This is a genomic window from Elusimicrobiota bacterium (genome assembly GCA_016218575.1).
Classification (GTDB): domain Bacteria; phylum Elusimicrobiota; class Elusimicrobia; order UBA1565; family UBA9628; genus JACRDN01.
Genome location: JACRDN010000014.1, coordinates 59881 through 78473 on the forward strand (window position 1 = coordinate 59881; position 18593 = coordinate 78473).

Annotated in this window: 20 protein-coding genes; 15 read left to right on the forward strand and 5 right to left on the reverse strand. The window is 60.3% G+C overall.

Annotated features, from left to right (window positions below):
- Positions 1-4 precede the first annotated feature (4 nt).
- The 4 genes from HY921_04145 to HY921_04160 all read left to right on the forward strand — a co-directional run bounded on the left by HY921_04145 (position 5) and on the right by HY921_04160 (position 3920).
- Positions 5-772: a 16S rRNA (uracil(1498)-N(3))-methyltransferase gene (locus tag HY921_04145; protein ID MBI5630057.1), complete on the forward strand. Its 768-nt coding sequence runs from the start codon at positions 5-7 to the stop codon at positions 770-772.
- A gap of 69 nt (positions 773-841) precedes the next feature.
- Positions 842-2377: a hypothetical protein gene (locus HY921_04150; protein MBI5630058.1), complete on the forward strand. Its 1536-nt coding sequence runs from the start codon at positions 842-844 to the stop codon at positions 2375-2377.
- 56 nt (positions 2378-2433) lie between these two features.
- Entirely contained in the window at positions 2434-3309 is an 876-nt protein-coding gene (locus HY921_04155) for a GAF domain-containing protein (GenBank protein MBI5630059.1), read from the forward strand.
- A 143-nt stretch (positions 3310-3452) separates the two neighbouring features.
- Positions 3453-3920, forward strand: coding sequence for a hypothetical protein (locus HY921_04160; GenBank protein MBI5630060.1), 468 nt, complete (start codon positions 3453-3455; stop codon positions 3918-3920).
- Here the strand turns inward: HY921_04160 and mgtE are convergent, their stop codons facing one another.
- Entirely contained in the window at positions 3921-5279 is a 1359-nt protein-coding gene (mgtE, locus tag HY921_04165) for a magnesium transporter (protein ID MBI5630061.1), read from the reverse strand.
- Between the two features lie 90 nt (positions 5280-5369).
- Here mgtE and HY921_04170 point away from each other — a divergent pair, with 90 nt between their 5' ends.
- The 8 genes from HY921_04170 to phoU all read left to right on the forward strand — a co-directional run bounded on the left by HY921_04170 (position 5370) and on the right by phoU (position 12970).
- Entirely contained in the window at positions 5370-6053 is a 684-nt protein-coding gene (locus HY921_04170) for a response regulator transcription factor (GenBank protein MBI5630062.1), read from the forward strand.
- Positions 6054-7385, forward strand: a complete 1332-nt coding sequence (locus HY921_04175) for a PAS domain-containing protein (GenBank protein MBI5630063.1) — start codon at positions 6054-6056, stop codon at positions 7383-7385.
- 77 nt (positions 7386-7462) lie between these two features.
- Positions 7463-8662, forward strand: coding sequence for a putative porin (locus HY921_04180; GenBank protein MBI5630064.1), 1200 nt, complete (start codon positions 7463-7465; stop codon positions 8660-8662).
- Positions 8663-8698: 36 nt separating this feature from the next.
- Positions 8699-9712: a phosphate ABC transporter substrate-binding protein PstS gene (gene pstS, locus HY921_04185; protein ID MBI5630065.1), complete on the forward strand. Its 1014-nt coding sequence runs from the start codon at positions 8699-8701 to the stop codon at positions 9710-9712.
- Positions 9696-10649 carry a phosphate ABC transporter permease subunit PstC gene (gene pstC / locus HY921_04190; GenBank protein ID MBI5630066.1) on the forward strand — a complete coding sequence of 318 codons (954 nt, stop codon included), beginning with the start codon at positions 9696-9698 and terminating at the stop codon, positions 10647-10649. The genes pstS and pstC overlap by 17 nt, the downstream gene beginning before the upstream one ends.
- Positions 10649-11503 (forward strand): phosphate ABC transporter permease PstA, encoded by an 855-nt coding sequence (gene pstA, locus HY921_04195; GenBank protein MBI5630067.1) that lies wholly within the window; start codon positions 10649-10651, stop codon positions 11501-11503. Before pstC ends, pstA begins: the two co-directional genes overlap by 1 nt.
- A gap of 6 nt (positions 11504-11509) precedes the next feature.
- Positions 11510-12277, forward strand: coding sequence for a phosphate ABC transporter ATP-binding protein (pstB, locus tag HY921_04200; GenBank protein ID MBI5630068.1), 768 nt, complete (start codon positions 11510-11512; stop codon positions 12275-12277).
- Between the two features lie 3 nt (positions 12278-12280).
- A complete protein-coding gene (gene phoU, locus HY921_04205) occupies positions 12281-12970 on the forward strand; it encodes a phosphate signaling complex protein PhoU (protein ID MBI5630069.1) in 690 nt (229 codons plus the stop codon).
- A 142-nt stretch (positions 12971-13112) separates the two neighbouring features.
- Here the strand turns inward: phoU and HY921_04210 are convergent, their stop codons facing one another.
- The 4 genes from HY921_04210 to HY921_04225 form a co-directional block, all read right to left on the reverse strand.
- Positions 13113-13616 (reverse strand): DUF4411 family protein, encoded by a 504-nt coding sequence (locus tag HY921_04210; protein MBI5630070.1) that lies wholly within the window; start codon positions 13614-13616, stop codon positions 13113-13115.
- Positions 13613-14692: an ImmA/IrrE family metallo-endopeptidase gene (locus tag HY921_04215; protein MBI5630071.1), complete on the reverse strand. Its 1080-nt coding sequence runs from the start codon at positions 14690-14692 to the stop codon at positions 13613-13615. Before HY921_04215 ends, HY921_04210 begins: the two co-directional genes overlap by 4 nt.
- 174 nt (positions 14693-14866) lie before the next feature.
- Entirely contained in the window at positions 14867-16363 is a 1497-nt protein-coding gene (locus HY921_04220) for a hypothetical protein (protein MBI5630072.1), read from the reverse strand.
- 120 nt (positions 16364-16483) lie between these two features.
- Complete coding sequence (locus HY921_04225; GenBank protein ID MBI5630073.1) at positions 16484-16756, reverse strand: helix-turn-helix domain-containing protein; 273 nt, start codon at positions 16754-16756, stop codon at positions 16484-16486.
- Positions 16757-17452: 696 nt separating this feature from the next.
- Here HY921_04225 and HY921_04230 point away from each other — a divergent pair.
- From HY921_04230 to HY921_04240, 3 genes are read left to right on the forward strand one after another with little or no spacing between them, the layout of a single operon-like run.
- Positions 17453-18103: a hypothetical protein gene (locus HY921_04230; GenBank protein ID MBI5630074.1), complete on the forward strand. Its 651-nt coding sequence runs from the start codon at positions 17453-17455 to the stop codon at positions 18101-18103.
- On the forward strand, positions 18079-18294 hold the full coding sequence (locus HY921_04235) for a hypothetical protein (GenBank protein ID MBI5630075.1): 216 nt from the start codon (positions 18079-18081) through the stop codon (positions 18292-18294). Before HY921_04230 ends, HY921_04235 begins: the two co-directional genes overlap by 25 nt.
- Positions 18294-18509, forward strand: a complete 216-nt coding sequence (locus tag HY921_04240) for a hypothetical protein (protein MBI5630076.1) — start codon at positions 18294-18296, stop codon at positions 18507-18509. The genes HY921_04235 and HY921_04240 overlap by 1 nt, the downstream gene beginning before the upstream one ends.
- Positions 18510-18593 lie beyond the last annotated feature (84 nt).

The window sequence follows — 18593 nt, forward strand, 5'->3', positions numbered from 1 at the left end:
CCTAATGTCCCAGTTTTTCGTGCCTCCGACATCCCTCTCGGGCGATAAATTCCGCATCGAAGGCCCGGAGGCCCGCCACATAGTGGTCGTGATGCGCCGCAAGGTCGGAGAGGTCCTTCAGCTTTTCGACGGCCGGGGCCGGCGCTTCGAGGGAAGAATCGAGCGCATAAATGGCGATGGTTCGCTATCGGGCGCGATCCTCTCTTTTCTGCCCGCCGCCGAACCGGAGAGCGCCGCGGAGCTTTGGCTCCATCAGGGGCTTCTCAAGGCCGAGGCCTGGGAATGGATCCTGGAGAAGGGCACCGAGCTCGGCGTGGACCGCTTCATTCCCATCCTGACGCCGCGCTCCGTCGTCCTGTTGCGGGACAATAAGCGGATCGAGTCCAAAATGGAGCGCTGGAGGCGCATCCTCATGGCCGCGGCCAAGCAATGCCAAAGGGCGGAGCTCCCGGAGCTTCGGGAGCCGCTCGATTTTAGCCGGGCGCTCGAGGATTGCGCCGGGCAAGGGGCGAGCTTCCTGGCTTGGGAAAGGCTCTCGGGGGCCGCCGCTCCCAAACTAGGGGAGGAGCTTGCCCGGGCAAGACAAGCCTCGCCCGGCCGACTTCGCGTCAATCTATTCATCGGCCCCGAGGGAGGTTTCTCCCAGGATGAGGCTGGCCTGGCGCAGAGCCGTGGCGTCATTCTCGTGGGACTTGGGCCGCGCGTCCTGCGCGCCGAGACCGCGGCCTTGGCCGCCTGCGCTTTGGTAGGCCTTTCGTCCGGCGCCAGGTAGGCCCCTTGGCCCCCCTTTCCTGCCCGAAGGTCCCATCTCCGGGGTGCTGAGTCGTGATATCCTACATAGGTGCGGTCGGTACTCGCCGTTTTCCTCCTATCCTGCCCCTGCCTGGACGCCTGGGCCGGAGGCAATCTCCATGCCCGGGTTTTAAGCCAAGCCGAGTTCGCCGCCCAGGCTCCGGCCGCCCTTGCCGTGGGCGTCATTCCCGGTCCCTTGGGATCGGCCCTGCGCCTGGTCCCCGCAGCCCGGATTAAGGCCGCGACCTGGAGCCTCGCCGCGGGCTCCGCCGCGATGCGGCGCGGCTTGGCGGAGGAAAATCCCGGTGGGGCCGATCTCGCAGCGGAGAGAATGTATTCCGGCCGGGCTTTGCGCATGCAAGCCCCGGCGGCGCCGGTTTCCGCCATCGGTCGGGGCTCCGCCATGCTCCTGATCCCAAAGATCGAGCTCAAGCCCGTCCCTGCCGAGCTGGAAGAACCCCTCAAGGCGGCCATGGATCATCTGGAATACCTCGCGCTTGATGATCGGAGTCCTTTGTCCGATGAGGACAAAGAACCGGTCTTTCTGGTCGCGTCCCGTTTGGCTGACATGATGAGTTCGGGCTTGCCTGGTTTTGGCGTTTTTCCCGCCGTGGTCCGTTTTAGCGAGGATTTTCTTCTGGGCTTCGCCGCTCCAGAAAAAATCGCCCTAGCCAGAGAGGTACTCAAGTCCCTGCGGGGCAGGTCCGAGGTTTTGGCTCAATATCTCTTCAACCAGGGCCACGGCTCCTTACACCCAAAGATGGGCACTGTTGAGAGAATAGAGCTCCAGCGCCGGATTTTCGGCGAGACGTATTCCCTAAGGGCCGTCTTAAGGGGCGTCATCGACTTGAAAAAGGAGGATGACTCGGAATTGGGTCAGAGGGCCGGGAAAAGCGTGAGGACCGACAATTATACCCCCGAATTCGAGGAAGCCTTTAAATCCTACGGCATCGATCCCGATTACGCGGCGATCGCGGCCCACGCCCTGGCCAGGCTCAGACCCGGTTCTCTGTATCGCATCGAGGCCTGGGGCGTGCTGCAGCATGATGATATCAAGCTCCTCTATGAAACGGATTATCGCCGCATCGGCAGGGACGTCAGGTTGAGGATCGCCGAACGCATCCGGATTCTCATCCGGAACTATGAAACGAGGCGGTTTACGAAACCCCAGATTGAGGCCGCCCTCGAGCGCTTGGTTCCGGCCCGGGTTCTAGACCAGATGCTGCGTGACACCGGACTTTCCCGCGCCCATGTCCCATCCCTCCTCAAACACTCTGATTTCGACACGTGGATTTACAATTCGCACTCCACGGTGCTGGAACTAAAAGCGAAGGGCTTTGATCAGCGCCTGGCCTGGAAAATCGTGCTTAATCACGGCCCCAAGACTTCCGGATGGATGGAGCGCGCGCGCCCGGTGGTCGAGCGCCTGGGCAAGATCGTGCCCGGAGAGGATCTTTCCTGGGAGATCGCCAACCAGGAAGGCTTGCGCGACGCCATGGCTTGGGCCGAGTCACGCAAGCAAGAGTTGGGCGAGCGGCGCGGTTCTCGCAATGCTTGGCGAGGGGTCCTGCACGGGGAACAATGACGGGTTGGCCGCGTTGGAGCCTCTTCACGCTCCGGGAAATATGCTAAAAATGAGCTATGGCGTTGGGGATTTTTCATTTTCAAGTGCTCACCGACGTCATCGAGAAAACCCACCACCTTTCCTCCGAGACTGAGCTGGCCGACGTCGTCTTAAGCACCATCTCCAAGGCCTTCGACGCCGAGGCCGGGAGCATTTTTAAGGTCCGCCCGGACGAGACTTTGGAGCCCTTGGCCTCCTACGGTGTTACCGTGGAGGTCCTGCGCCAGGCCAAGTTCAAGGTGGGGGAGGGGGTGGCCGGCTGGGTCGCGCTTTTCTCCCGCGCGGTCCGGGTCGAAAATCCCCAGAAGGACCCCAGGTTCATGGGCAGGGTGGACGTCGCGACGGGCTTCAAGACCCGGGGTCTTGTCGCCGCCCCCATCCTCTCGGGGGGCAAGTGCATCGGCGTCATCGAGTTTTTGAACCGCCGGGGCGGCGCATTCAGCGACGCCGATCTTGATCTTGTCACCATGGTCGGGCGGGTGGTGGGAACCGTTTTCGAGAACGCATCCCTAATAGACCAGCTCGAGGCCAAGGCCGCCTTCCAGGAAGCCATCATCTCAAGCCTCTCGGCGGGAGTGATGGTGGTGGACCCGCAGGGAAGCCTCGTCGAGATGAACCCGGTGGCGGAGAGAATTCTCCGCCCGGACGCCGCCTTGCCCATGGGGAAGTTCTTCCCGGTCTCTCGGATATTTCCGAACCTGCCTCAATGGACCGCGGCGGTGGAGCGCGTGGCGCGCTCCGAAGAGCCGATCGCCGGGCAGGAGGCGCGCCTTGTCATCCATGGCCAGAACGTAGTCATCGGCTTCTCCGGCATGCCCATCCGGGACAAGCAGAACAAGCGCCTGGGTTCGGTCCTGCTGTTCCAGGACATCACCGCGAAAGCCGCGGGTTGACGGCCGCTTTTATCCTGAGGCTTCTTTCCCGGATGAGGAGACGGCTTCCTCGGAGGGGAAGGCTATTTGCCCACAGCCATCTCGTTAACAGGCCTTGCCGTTGGCGTCAAGGTCTGTTAACCTCTTGCCAGGAGGTGCATTCCATGAAAAAGGCGGTCTATTTCGTCGCAGCTTTTCTGGCGTTGAGCTTGGTCGGCGCGGCTTGGGCCGAGGGCCCGGAGGAGGCCCGGGACCTGGGCAAGCATAAGATGTTCAAGGAGGAATTTCTCAAGAAGCTCACGGATAAGCTCGAGCTTTCCGAGGACCAGCAGAAGAAGATCAAAGCGGTCCTGGACAAGTCCCGGCCGGAGGTGGAGAAGCTGCATTCCGAGATGAAGGCCTTGGGCCAGAAAATGAAGGGAATGATGGCCGAGACCAGGGAAAGCATCCGACAGTCCCTGGACCCTCGGCAGAAGGAGAAATTCGACGAGCTGATGGTGCGCATGAAGGAGCGGGCCCGCGGGCCCAAGGGGCGCATGCCCATGGGAATGGGGCCGCGGGGCCGAATGCCGACCCAGGGCGAAGGCGGCGCAGATGAGGGCCAGGAGCCTGACGAGGCTCCCGGAGAATAGTCACATTAAGAGGTAGGTCGCCAGCGAAAAGTAGACGATCGTGCTCAAAAGATCCGTGAACGTCGTGATGAGGGGGCCCGTGGCGGTGGCCGGATCTATGCCGAGCCTGCGGAAGATGAGCGGCTCTATGGACCCGGCCGTGGCGGCCGAGGTCATGGACACGAACATCCCGATTCCCACCACCCAGGCGAATTTCCAGCCGTAGCGGCCTCCGTAAAAAATCTCGGCGGACATTCCCACGAGAAGGCCGTACACCGCCCCGATCATCATTCCGACGGCCACCTCCTTTAGAATGGTGCCCGTCTCGTCGTCTTCCTTGACCTCGCCCGTGGCCAGTCCCCGCACCATCACGGTCGCGGTTTGGGCCCCGACGTTTCCTCCCATGGCCGCGATCAAGGGGATGAAGGTGGCCAAGGCCACCACTTTGGAGAGGGTGAGCTCGTAATGCTTGATGATGGCCGAGACCAAAAGCTCGCCCACGCAGGTCGCCACGAGCCACGGCAGGCGCACCCGGGCGATGTCGAAGGCGGAGTGCGACAAGAGCCCGGCCTGGGAGCCGACCATCTTGGCGAAGTCCTCTTCCACCTCCTCTCGGGCCACCTCGAATATGTCGCGGTAGACCACGACTCCCATGAGCTTGCCCTCCGAGGTCGTGACCGGCGCGCTTTTGAGCTTGTACTTGCCGAAGAGTTTGACCGCCTCTTCCTGGTCCATCTCCGGGGACAAGGTCGCCGGGGAGGGATCCATGAGCTCCCGCACTGGCATATCCCGCGGGGCCACGACCAGGGACTTGAGGCTCACCGTTCCCAGGAGCTGGCCCTCGGCGTCGGCCACCATCAAGGTGTCGAGGTAAGTCTCCTCGATGCGGCGCAGGCGCGTGGAGAACTGCACGCGCTCCAGGGCCTGCTTGCAGTTCCATTTGGGGTCGAGCACGATGTAGCGCCCGCGCATGAGGGCCCCGACGGTCTTGGGGGGGTACTCGAGGTACTTCTGCACGAGCTCCTGGCTTCCCTTCTGCATGATCCCGGTCAAGTGCCGGATAAGATGGGGGGGCAGGCCGCGGACCATGCGGCTGGTCTGGCTCGGGTCTAGCTCCTGCAGGAGCTTTTCGGCGTCCTCCTTTTGAAGGTGGTTGATAAGATCCACCTGCTCCTCCTTGTCGAGCTCCTCGAAGAGCTGTATGGCCCTCTGGCGCGTGCAGAGGCGGAACAAGGCCACCCGCTCATCCGGCGAGAAATGCTGCCAGCCCTCGGCGAGGTCGATCGGGCTGATTTCCTTGAGGCAGGTGCGCGCCGAGATGAACTCATTGCTTTGAAGGAGCTCCTTTAAGTCCGAGAGGTAGAGCTGCAGCGTCTTCATCGGCTGTAATAATATGAAATTAACGCGCCTCGCCGCCTCTTGGAGAGGCGTGTCATGGGCGTGTCATTTAAATGGTATATAGTTTTCAATATGTCCAAGGCGAAAATCCTGGTCGTGGAGGACGATAGGAACATCGCCAAGGTCCTGCGCTACAATCTTGAGAAAGAGGGGTACGCGGTCGTTTCATGTTTCGACGGCGAGGCGGGCCTGGAGGCATTCCGCAAGGAGAATCCCGATCTCGCCATATTGGACTTGATGCTTCCAAAACTCAACGGCTTTGAGTTCTGCAAGGCCGCGCGGCAAGGCTCCCGGACCCCCATCCTGATGCTCACGGCCCGCAAGGAGGAGGTGGACCGGATACTGGGCCTGGAGATGGGCGCCGACGACTACGTCACCAAGCCTTTCAGCGTCCGCGAGCTATTGGCCCGGGTCAAGGCCATCCTCAGGCGTGCCTCGGTGGCGGATCTGCCCGCGGACGTCCTGAGGGTGGGTAAGCTCGAGCTCGACTTGGGCAAGCGCGAGTGCCGCCTGGGCGGCAGGCCCCTGGCCCTGCGCTTCAAGGAGTTTGAGTTTCTACATTGCCTTTTCCAGGCCCGGGGCAAGGTCCTGACCAGGGACCAGCTCCTGGAGAAGGTTTGGAGCTACGACCAATCCATGGAGATAGACACCCGCACCGTGGACCAGCATATCACGCGCCTGCGCGATAAGCTGGGCCCCGAGGCCAAGAGGGTCGTCACGGTCAAGGGCGTGGGCTACCGGCTTGACGTCGACTAAATGACGGCGCCCACCTTGGGCCGATTCAAGGCCCGGATCGGGATCCTTCTATGCCTCATCCTGGCCGCGGCCTCTGCGTTCCTGCCTTTGTTTTGGCTGGGCCTCCTGGGAGCCTGCGCGCTTGGGATATGGCGGCACTGTTCTTCCTTGGCCGCTTCTTTGCGCGAGATATTCGGGGTGGTCGAGCGCCTGGGTCTCGGCGACCGATCGGCTCGGGTGAGGCGCCTGCCCGCCGGCGACCCCGAGCTCGGGGAGTTGATCAATAATCTGGCCGAGAAAATCTCGGTTTCCTGGTCCGAGTTCTCCAAGGAGCGGCTCCAGCTTTCCGCTGTGCTTTCCAATATAGCCGAGGCCATAGTGGGGGTGGACTCCCACGGTCTCATCATCGCACTGAACCCCGCCCTCGCCGCGCTTTTCTCGGCGGATCGCGGAGCGGCTCTGGGGCGGCCCTTCGTGGAGATTTTGCGCCACGCCCGCTTGCAGGAGCTGCTCTCGGAGGTTATGAAGGAAGGGACCGGGAGAAGCGAGGAGGTGACGGTTTTCACACCAGAGGAGAAGATTTTCGAGGCCCATGCCGTGGCCTTGGTACTCGAGGGCCAAGGCCGCGGCGCCTTGATCGTCCTTCATGATATTACCCGTTTGCGTCGTTTGGAGAGGATGCGCCGGGAATTCGTGGCCAATGTGTCTCACGAGCTCAGGACTCCGCTTGCCGCGATCCGAGGCTTTGCCGAAACTTTGCGCGAGGGGGGGCTTAAGGACTCCGAGCACGGGCCGGAGTTCGTGGAGGGCATCGAGAGGGAGGCGGAACGCCTCTCGGCCTTGGTGGAGGATCTGCTGGATTTGTCCGCCATCGAAGCCGGTCACCGCTTGCCGGTCAAGGTGCCTGTCTCGATCCTGGTCCTGGCCTGCGAGGCCGCGGCGAGCCTGGCCCCCATGGCCGAGCGAAGAAAAATCCGAGTGCATGTGGAGGCCGAGGCGGTTCCCATCGAGGTCAGGGCGGACCGTTCCCAGATAAAGCAGGTGCTTGCCAACCTCATCGACAACGCCATCAAGTTCAACCGCGAGCGAGGTCGGGTTGAAATTTCCGCGGCCGTGGAGGGGAAGTTCCTCAAGGTCGTGGTTTCGGATACCGGCCCCGGCATGGCCCGCGAGCATCTCCCGCGCGTCTTCGAGCGCTTCTACCGAGCGGACGACGCGCGCTCCCGGGAATTGGGAGGGACGGGCCTGGGCCTTGCCATCGTCAAGCACATCGTAGAGAGCCACGGCGGCTCGGCCGGGGTGGAAAGCGCTCCGGGAGAGGGCTCCTCGTTTTTCTTCACCCTTCCTCTGTAGCGTGTCACGCTCCTGTCACGCGCAAATAACTATCCTGATATGGATGCCTTAGGTTCGCTTCGCGTATCATGTATGCCATGAATAAAACGCAAAAAAGACCGGCGGGGATTTTCCTGGCGTGGTTCGCCCTCTGGGCCGCCTCGACCGGGGCTTACGCTCAAGCGGACAAGATCAAGCTGAGCGAGCATATCCAGTCCATCAAGTTCGGCGGCGACCTGCGCCTGCGCCATGAGAACTTCAACAAGCGAGGCCTGGGCACCACGGACCGCAACCGCAACCGCCTGCGCCTGCGCTTGGGTGCTGAGATGCAACTGCCCCATGATCTCTCGGCCAAGCTCCGCCTGGCCTCCGGCACCGGCGAGCAGGTCTCCACCAACCAGACCTACACCGGGATGTCGAGCCAGAAGAATATCTTCATAGACCAGGCCTTCCTTCATTGGACCCCGGCGGTCTCGGAGCGGGGCTCCGCGTACCTGGCCTCGGGCAAGATGCAGAATCTGCTCTGGAGGACTTACTCATCGGATCTTATCTGGGACGATGACGTGAGCCCCGAGGGATTTGCCGAGGGAGGGGAGTGGCTCTTTGCCGAGGCGGGCGTGACGGTCTTCGGCAACGCCCTTCAAATGGCCGTGAGCGAGAACGGCAACACGAGCAAGAACCCATGGCTTTTCTCCCAGCAATTGGGAGCCGAGACGCGCCTGCCCTTGGAGAGCCGCATGAGGCTCGCCGGGACCTACCATAAGTGGTCCAACGAGAACCGCGGCAATCTGGGCGCTGCCGCGGTGCAGGACGGCAACCGGCGTGCGGGAACCCTCCAGGCCAACCGCTTCGGCGTGGGGGAGCTCACCGGAGAGTTTTCGAGTTGGATCGGCCGAATGCCGATAAGCTTCCAGGCCACAGTGGCCCGCAACTTCAGGGCCCGGGGCGATTTGTCCTCGGTGGCCGCGGTTTGCCCGGCGGGAACCCCCTGCCCTCAAGCCCGCGACGGCTATCAAATCGGAGCCGTTCTCGGAAGAGCCAAGGCGGCAGGCACCTGGGAGGCCGCTTGGTTCAAGAAATACGCGCAGACCGACGCGACCATGGCCGACATCGCCGATTCCGACTTTGGCGACGGCGGGACCAACCGCAGAGGGCACATCTTCTGGGCCGCCTATGCGCCGACCGACTGGATGCAGCTCAAGGCCAAGTATTTCGTCACCGAGACCATAGACACCCAGTTCAATCCCGGGGACAAGGCCGTCAACCGACTCCAGATAGACATGTCGGTCAAATTCTAGGCGAATATATAATCTAGGAGAAATTCGATGAGAAGAATGACGATAAAAAAAGCGGGCCTGTGGCTGGCCGTTTTGTCCTGCGCCGCGATGGCCTCCGCCGAAAGCGTCACCACCTTGAACGGGGCCGGGGCGACCTTCCCGTACCCCATCTACTCCAAGTGGTTCGACGAGTACCATAAGCTCAAGCCCGACCTCCAGATCAACTACCAGTCCATCGGCTCGGGGGGCGGCATCCGCCAGATCACGGAACGCACCGTGGACTTCGGCGCCACGGACGGCCCCATGGCCGACAAGCAGCTCTTCAAGGTGGACGGCAAACTCCTGCACATCCCCACGGTGCTGGGCGCTGTGGTGCCGGTGTACAACATAAAGGGAATCTCGGGCTTGAAGCTGGGCGGAGACGTTTTGGCCGACGTTTTCCTCGGCAAGATCAAGCGCTGGAACGATCCCGCCCTGGCCAAGCTCAACCCGGACCTGGAGCTCCCCGACGCGCCGATTGCCGTGGTGCGCCGCGCGGACGGCTCGGGCACGACCTATTGCTTCGTGGACTATCTGTCCAAGGTCAGCCCGGAGTGGAAAAAGAAAGTGGGCCTCGGGACCTCGGTCAATTGGCCCGCGGGCTTGGGCGGCAAGGGCAACGAGGGGGTGGCGGGGCTGGTCAAGCAGACGCCCAACAGCATCGGCTACGTGGAGCTCATCTACGCCAAGCAAAACGATTTGGAGTACGCTTCTATGCGCAACAAGGCCGGGAAGTTCGTCAAGGCCGATCTTCCCTCGGTGAGCGCGGCCGCGGCCGGAGCCGCCAAGACCATGCCCAAGGATTACCGCGTCTCCATCACGGACGCCCCCGGCGATGGGGCGTACCCCATCTCGACCTTCACCTGGCTCCTCATCTATCAGAATAATTCGGCAGGCAAGGGGAAGCTTCTGAAAAACTTCCTGCGCTGGATGCTCAAGGACGGCCAGGGCATGGCGCCTAACCTGGGTTACGCACCCCTGCCGGATTCCGTGAAAAAGATGGTCGAGGGAACTATTGAAACCATCAAGTGACGGTCTCGAAAGCGGCGCCGGCCCGCGCGAGCAGGCCGGCGATCGGCTTTTCAAGCTCCTGCTCCTGGGCTTCGGGCTTTTCGTTGTCGCCCTGGCGCTGGCCCTGGCCTGCGAGCTGGCCGCCAAGTCCCTGAAGATATGGAAGGAGTTCGGCTTCTCCTTCCTATGGACCTCGGTCTGGGACCCGGTCGCTGAGCAGTTCGGGGCTCTCCCCTTCATTTACGGAACATTAATGTCCTCGGCTTTGGCCCTGGCCATCGCCGCTCCCTTGGGCATCGGCTCGGCCATCTTTCTGGCGGAGCTGGCCCCGAGGAAAATCTCGGACATATGCTGCTTTTTTATCGAGCTTCTGGCGGCCGTGCCGAGCGTGATCTTGGGGCTCATGGGCATCTTCATTCTGGTGCCCGCGGTGCGTTCGATCGAGCCGACGCTCACCCGGTTCCTGGGCTTTCTCCCATTCTTCCGCGGGGAGCCCTACGGCGTGGGACTGCTGACGGCCGGGGGCATACTTGCCTTGATGATACTGCCTTATATCACGAGCATCACCCGGGAAGTCCTCTTGAGCGTGCCCCGGCCTCTCAAGGAGGGTATGCTGGCCCTTGGCGCCACCCATTGGGAGACCGTGCGCCGCGTGAGCCTGCCCTACGCCCGCTCCGGCATCGCCGGGGCCGTGTTTTTGTCCCTGGGCCGCGCCTTGGGGGAGACCATGGCCGTTACCATGGTGATCGGCAATGTTCCCCGCGTCTCCGCCTCGCTTTTGGATCCAGCCTACAGCATGGCCTCGGTGATCGCCAACGAGCTCTCCGAGGCCGTGGGGGACCTTCATTTGGAGGCCCTCATCGCGATGGGCTTGGCGCTCCTGGCGATCACGATCGTCATGAACGGTTTGGCCCGGCTTCTCATTGACCAGGCGGTCAAAAAGGGGGAGAGGGCCTGATGCCCGTCCGGGACTCGTTGAAAAAACGCCAGAGAGTCAACAAGATCATGTTCGCGGCCACGGCCGTTTGCGCCGGAGTCTCCATACTCAGTCTGTTCTGTATCCTGGGCTACATCGCTTATAAAGGCTTCTCCTCGCTCAGTTGGAGCTTCTTTACCCGCCTGCCCAAGCCCGTGGGGGAGACCGGAGGCGGCATCGCCAACTCCATCCTGGGCTCGGTCAAGATCGTGGGCTTGGCGAGCGCCCTGGGAATTCCGGTGGGGATCCTTGGCGGGGTTTACTTGGCCGAGTACGGCCGAGGCCTCGCGGGCTTCTGTATCCGCTACGCCGCGGACGTCTTGAGCGGCGTTCCCTCGATAGTCATAGGCATCTTCGCCTACGCATTGATCGTCATGCCCATGAAGCGCTTCAGCGCCTTGTCGGCAAGCGCGGCTCTTGCCGCCATCATGATCCCGATCGTTCTGCGCAACACCGAGGAGTTCGTGCGCCTGGTGCCCCTGTCCATCCGGGAGGCGGGATTGGCCCTGGGCATCCCGCGCTGGAGAGTCATCCTCTTCATCGTCATCCCCACGGCCGGCCGGGGCCTCATCACGGGAGCCCTCTTGGCTGTTTCCCGCATCGCGGGCGAGACAGCGCCCCTCATCTTCACCGCCTTCGGCAACCGCTTCTGGGACAACGGCTTGCTTGAACCTATGGCTTCGCTCCCGCACACCATATTCACCTACGCCATAGCCCCTTACGAGGACTGGCACCGCCAGGCCTGGGCCGCGGCCCTGATCCTCATGGGCTTGGTCCTGGCTATCAACGCCGGAGCCCGCTATTTTCTAAAGCCTTCCACGGGAGTTTCGCATTAAATGCCGATGATCCCAGAAGATAGAACTGTTTCCATGGAGGTCAAGGCGCTTCGGGCCGGATACGGCGCGCACGCCGTGATCAAGGACGTGAGCCTTTCGTTTTACGGCAAGCAGGTGACCGCCATTATCGGGCCCTCGGGCCGCGGCAAATCCACCTTGATCCGGTGCCTCAACCGCATGCATGAGAACGTCCCCGGGGCCACGATGGGGGGGAAGATACTCCTTGAAGGGAGAAGCGTCCTATCCCTCGACCCCGCGGTCTTGCGCCGCAAGGTGGGAATGGTCTTCCAGCGCCCCAACCCTTTCCCCACCATGAGTATTTCCGAGAACGTGGCCGCGGGCTTGGTCTTGAACGGGATCGGGGACCGCGGCAGGATCGCCGAGAAAGTCGAGGATAGCTTGCGCAAGGCCGCTCTCTGGGACGAGGTGAAGGATAAGCTCTCCGAGCCGGGCCTGGGCCTCTCCGGAGGCCAACAGCAGAGGCTTTGCATCGCCCGGGCCCTGGCTGTCGAGCCCCAAGTCCTTCTTCTAGACGAGCCCTGCTCGGCCCTCGATCCCATCGCGACCGCCCGCATCGAGGAGCTTCTGCTCGCGCTCAAGCCGCATTTGACCATAGTCATCGTCACCCACAACATGCAGCAGGCGGCCCGGGTGTCCGATTCCACCGCCTTCCTGCTCATGGGCGATTTGATAGAATTGAACCGTACGCACCAGCTGTTCACCAAGCCCTCCGACAAGAGGACAGAGGACTACATCACGGGCCGCTTCGGGTAAATCATGACGCTCAAAAGGCATTTCGACGAGGACTTGGAGGGGCTTCGGGCGAGCCTGCTCGAGATGGGATCGCTCTGCGAGGAGATGATCCATTATGCTGTCAAGGAGCTCACCGAGCGCCAGGAGTCCTACGCCCAGGACGTGCTCCGCGGCGAGGAGAAGGTCAACCGCCTCCACATAGAGATAGACGAGCTCTGCCTGCGGCTCATCGCGCTCCACCAGCCCGCGGCCGGGGACCTGCGCCTCATCGCCGCGGCCTTGAAGATCAACTCGGACCTCGAGCGCATCGGAGACCAGGCCGTCAACATCTCGGAGACCGCCGCCTATCTCTGCCGCCTTCCCAAGATCAAGCCGGGGGACATTCCCCGCATGGTGGAGCTAGCCGTCGAGATGCTCAAGGACAGCCTCGACGCCTTCTCCCGCCGCGACGTGGAGCTGGCCCGGTCGGTCATCGGCCGCGACGACGAGGAGGACCGCCTCAAGAGTCAGACCTTCAACGAGCTCGTCGCGCTCATGCAGTCCGACGCCTCCACCATCCAAAGGGCCCTCGACGTGATCCTCATCGCCAGGAACCTCGAGCGCATCGCCGACCACGCCACCAACATAGCCGAGGACGTGATCTTCATGGTCCTGGGCAAGGACATTCGTCACCACGCCGAGGAGCAGGAAAGCGGAGGGGCTTCCATCGGCTAGCCATGCGAGCTCGATGACGGTCAAATACTATTTTCACACCTTCGGGAGCGGGACGCACTCCACTGCGGCGGGAACGTCAGTTTCTGCTGCGCCTGAAGCTCGACCGCGTTAAGACCACGCGCGGCAACAACGTGATGCTCGCCTAGGGCCTGCTGTGGGAGGGCTCTCCGATGGTCACGATGCCTTCTTTGACCAAGAGGTCGAAGATTGAGATCTGGGGTAGATGGAACGAGTCGCAGATGAGCTTGACGGCCTTGTTGTCCTCGCTGACGACGATTGCCTTCTCGGACGCTACCAAGAGGCCCTGCTGCTCTTCGGCGTGATTCAAGGCAAAGGCGCCCAGCCACGGATCGGAATCGTAGGGTCTATTCACTGTCGCCGCGTCGGGGAGCTTCGTCAGAATGCGCGTCAGTGCGTCTACCTCTTTTAGGCTCGGGTGTCGAAATGTCGCCTTGTGGTCCTGAGCCCAGTCCTTCATCCCGAAGTTCAGGCACAATTCGTTGTACACTTCGTGCGGGCTGATGATTCGGCCATCGGAGATAAGCCTCTCGATCGCTTTGCTGATTGCGGGATACTTGGACGTGGAATAGCGCCTGATGAGCTCAGACCAAGAGCAGGCGTCGATGAAGTAGATTGTTTTGGTCACCGGGCTAAGAGCCTACCAAGCGTCGAGAGATGCTCGGGCTTCGTTCCAAGAAAGGACGACGCTGAGCCGATGTCGAGAACACCCTTTCTTAGCCCACCCAGAACCGTGCTGACAAAATGGTTCCCACAGCGGTTCAGGCACCGCTTCGCGGAGATTGCCTCCGCCGGACTTCGACCGAAACTCTTTTCTGGCTTGGCCAACTGCATGAACTCAACCAAGTCGGAGTATTGCTGCCGCTGAATCCAACCGAGCACGAGCAGCCTGGTCATTAGAGCGTAACGGCTGACCTTGAAGGAACGTGCGGTCTTCTCAATGACAGGAGCGGCAGCATTGGGGCTAGCAGGCAGCCGCTTTAAGGTGGCTTCTTGAGCGGCCAGCAACTCAGGTGGCATGAGGACGGCGCCCGCAAACGTGTTACACCAGCCCTCAATCTGTTGCTGGTCTGTGCCCTCTAGGAACGGGTTGCACAAGCTTGACTGGTGCAGCGCCAGATGCGCGGCCTCGTGGAAGAGGGTGAAAGCCTTGCCAGTTGCCGAGTCGCCCGTGCCGATAACGATGCACGTCGGGTGATCGCTAATAGAAAGCCCGCGAAACTCATCATTGGGCAGCTTCAGTTGAAAGACAGCCGCCCCCAGCCCTTCAATCCTCGCTCTCCACTGCTTCAGAGCAACGTTCTCGTTCACCCAGCCGAGCTGTTCGGCTACAGATACGCCAAGCGCTTCCCGTGCGCTGGCCGCGGCGCGAGCCGGGTTCACGTTCAAATGAGCGGAAAGGCCGAACTTGGGCGGGGTCTCACCGGTGGCCGAGAGCGCCTCGCCCAAGAGATATTGCAGCCGCCTTGCGGTGGCGATGGCCTCACGGCCGAGCAGCGAGATGTCCCCGGCCGGCTTCGAGGACCTCCTGTCAGGGGGGGTCTTCTTTGTTGGCGGAGTCTTGCTGCGAAAGAAAGCCGATATCGGCTGCCGGTACTTTTCCGCGATCTTTATGAGGTCGCTGTAAGTAAGGTCGGCCTGACCCTGTTCCAGGGCGTATAGGTGGCTATCGGGGATCTCAAGCTTCGATGCCGCGTCAGGCACCGTCCAACCCTGTTGTTCTCGCGCCCACCGGAGCATGTCCGAGGAAAGACGTACCGAAAAGGAGGGGGCCCTAGCCATGTGAAGGGACCGCCAGGCCGTGGCTGTATCGAATCGCTTTTGCGATATCGTGCTGTTGTGCTGCTCGGGACGCGGTCTCCATGAACGGCTTTATTCCTATCGCTCCTTGCGCATCTTGGCGATAAAATCAGCAAGCAAATCATTTATCTGGTCAAAGTTTTCGTGCGCGATGATCAAGAAGGGGATATTGTTTTCCTTCGCATATTCTGCCTTAACCCGATCCCTTTCCAAACCGCCTTTGTAATCCGAGGTATCCCCGCCAAAACTAATGGGCTTATAATGCTGCACCCCGTGATACTCGATTAGACCAATACGGCCATTGATCTTAACGCAAAAATCGTAATGCAGCTTTCTTTTCGCGGGTAGTCCGACCGGGGAGTACTGCCATTCATAATCAATCCCGTTCTCTTTCAAATGGGATTCAATGACACCCTCGCCACGGGGCATACGACACCTTTTGCAGCCCTGTCCCTGGAGATGATGCCCCGCCGATTGCAGAAAATCTCCATGAAATTTGCACGTTATGACGACCCGGTCGCGCATTGTTGTGAATACGGTTTTTTCATAGGAGTATTTATTCCCGTGGACCCTTTTGGCACGACTTGCAAATGTTTCGGTATTGGTTAATTTCCCAGCGCACCGTGGACAACCAGCTCCGAGACGCCAATGATTTCCCGGAGCTTGGTTAAAATCGCCATGGATGGGACAGGTTATTATGACCTTTGTTTTCGAATCCACATAGTTAACTTTTTCGTAAGAATACTTTGGCCCATGCCTATCGCGCGCTTTTTTCAAAAACTCGTCGAGAGTCGATCGTTTTTTGTCAGCCTGTTTTTCTCTTGCACATTTATCACATCCCCGCCCTCGCAAGTGATCGGTGGGACGCTGCTGAAAATCCCCATGCTGAGAGCAGGTTATTGCGATAGCGGTCCGCTGGTTGACATAGACTGCATTCTGGTAGGAGTATAGTTCCCCATGTATGGCTCTTGCCCTCGTGATAAATTCTATTTGGGTTAGCCGTACAATACCCGCACACTTCGGGCAACCGCTTCCTCCAAGATGTGATTTAGGGGTCTGCAAGAAATCCCCGTGCTTTTGGCAGGTTATATATGCCTTTGCCCGTAACCCTCTGTAGTTGACGTTCCGATATGAATATTTTTCTCCATGCTCGATTTTTGCTCTGGCAATAAAATCTTCTTTCTTCCCCAGCTTCGCGTTGTTGGCACATTGCGGGCACCCACACCCTGAAAAGTGGTCGCGCGGAGTTTGGGGAAAGTCTCCATGCCCGGTGCAGGTAATGACGACGTTCTTCTCAATACTTACGTATTGAACCTTGTCGTATTTATACCTGTCGCCATGAATTTGGCGTGCGCGTTTTATAAATGTATCGGTATCGATTATTCTCCCGGCACACCGTGGGCATCCCTGCCCACGCAGATGAGCGATAGGCCTCTGTTGAAAGACTCCGTGATTGGGACAAATAATCGGCAATTTCTCCTGGGCGTAAACATGAGTTACCTTGGAGTAATTGTACTTATCCCCATGCCGTGCCTTGGCTCTCTCGATAAATTCGTCAGGTGTTAGTCGCCGCATAGAAACCAACTTACTTCAATCAAATCCTCGCATTGACCAGAAATTCTTAAACGCTGCTCCGCTCTGCTGTCCACCGCCGCCTCGTCGAGTGATTATGCTGGCCAGCCGTAATGCTGTCTCTCAAAGTTCTGACCATCTCGGCCGACCGGGGATAGGCCGGTCCTTCAAGCCGTCGATGCCCTCGCGAGCGAAGCGGGAGCGCCACTGCTTGACCGTGTTGCGGCTGATCTCAAGCCGTTGCGCGATGTAGAGATTGGACTGTCCGGCGTCGGCCCGGAGCACGATCTCGGCGCGTAGCCAGTAGCGCCTTTTCGGATGATACTCGCGGATTTGGCGAAGCTCTCGCCGTTCTGGGATGCTGAGCTTGATCTGAACCAACGGGAGCCGGGGCATAAGGTATTCAATTCTACATCTAATGGTCAAATCTTTTCCAGGTTTTTGGAGTTTGCGGGGCTGAGTTCCATTGGTTTTTCCATGCTTCCCGTCTCGAGAGTGCGAGTTGATCGGGGCGTTTTCGCGGGGTTTGTCGAATAGGAAGTGGGGGAGGCCGATGTCTTGGCGGGAAATTGCCCGGCCCAAGCACATGTCTAAGTGACGGCTTGTCTTGGAGGGGAAATAGGCCTGTGAAAAGGGGTGATTCAAACGGATAGCTTAGTAGCGGGAGCTGCGAACGAACGGGTGGCGACCATCTGGCAAAGCCTCTGGCGTGTCAGAACACCGGCGATCGGAGTGGTGAAAATGAAAAGCGTTGGAAACTTTGAGCCTTATTCGCCCGCCTCTCAGTCCGCTTCGCGGGCTTCGCCTCCCGACCCCGCTCCCTCAACCATGAGGGTTGATGGACCGGGGTCGGGAGGACGGCGGGCGAAACGGCGGGAGTGAACGTCGGAAAAGGGAGGGCTGGAGCACATATATAAGTGAGGGGAACTTGGTTTAGATAGGGGACTTAAAAAATGAGGCAGCGTAAGCTTCTCGATGAGAAATCGGAAAAAAATGACCGGAAAAGGCGGTGCGAAATGGCGGGGTGAAACGATTAGTAAGTGGAGGGTTGTCCCGGAAATGGACGGCTGGATCGCATTATAGAGTGGGGAGGTGCTGAGCTTGGGAATCGGGAAATCGGCGAGGGTGGAGCTTCGGGAACGAGACCTTGAAATCCTATCGGCGCTGGAGAAATGGGGCGTCCTGGGGCTGGCTCAATTGGACGGCCTGGCGTTCAAGGAAGACGCTCCGGCCGAGGAAAGGGTCAGGCTATTTTTCAACGGAATGGACCGGCGGATGTACACGTTGGCCTGCTACAAAAGGCTCCGGGGCCTGGAACGCGCGGGCCTGATCCGGGCACATTCCTACCTCAACCACCCCAGGATTTACGGCTTGGCGGAGCGCGGCCATCGGCTGCTCTTGGAACGCGGCCGGGCCAAGCTCTTGGGCTTCCGACGCGGCATCTCGGAGACGCTCTTGACGCATGAGCTGACGGTCAATGCAGTCGGTCTCATGATCGAACAGTTCCTGGGGCTGCTCGCGCGACCGGAGCACGAGCGCAAGGTCCGGTCGGCCGATCCGCAGGCCAAAGGCAAGCCGGTCCGCGCGACTGTTTCCGATCTCTGGATCCCGGACCAGGAGCATCCCAGGCCGATCGAGGTCGAGCTGAGCCAGAAGGCTGAGGCTCGCTACAAGGAGCTTTGGGCAGTTTTCGCGACAAGTATCCTCACGGCAGTCAGGTGCTCTACCTCGTGGGCTGGCTAATCTACGTGACGAGCCTGAAGGCGTTCCGCGAGTCGCTTGGGCGCTGCGCGTTCATCAACCAGTCGTACTATTGGCCTCGCAGCATTCGCTTGGCGTCGCCGGCTTCAGAGCCCTTGCCCGTGGGGCTGGCCGCGGCGGCCACTCCGGCGGCTGGCGTACCGGTCATCGCCTCGGAGGTGCCGCGGGTCTGATGGATCAGCGCCCCGTGGACGCCGGAATCGAGGACGCGCGGCAATTCGCCGCGCGCCTTGAGGTCGGCGACACCTACGGCCAGAAGGAAGCGTCCCTTGAGGACCTTGCCCTGCTACTGGCGCTCTTTGCCCGCGCCAGGACGCGCTTGGATGCCGAACATGATAATTCCCCTATCAAGTCAGTATTAAGCTCGACGGAGGAACTTGATAATTGACCCCTATCAAGCTATAGCAAGTCTCATATATCCATGGTCAGTTTAGATATTTAAAGTCATATTAATTAACCATTGACAAATATA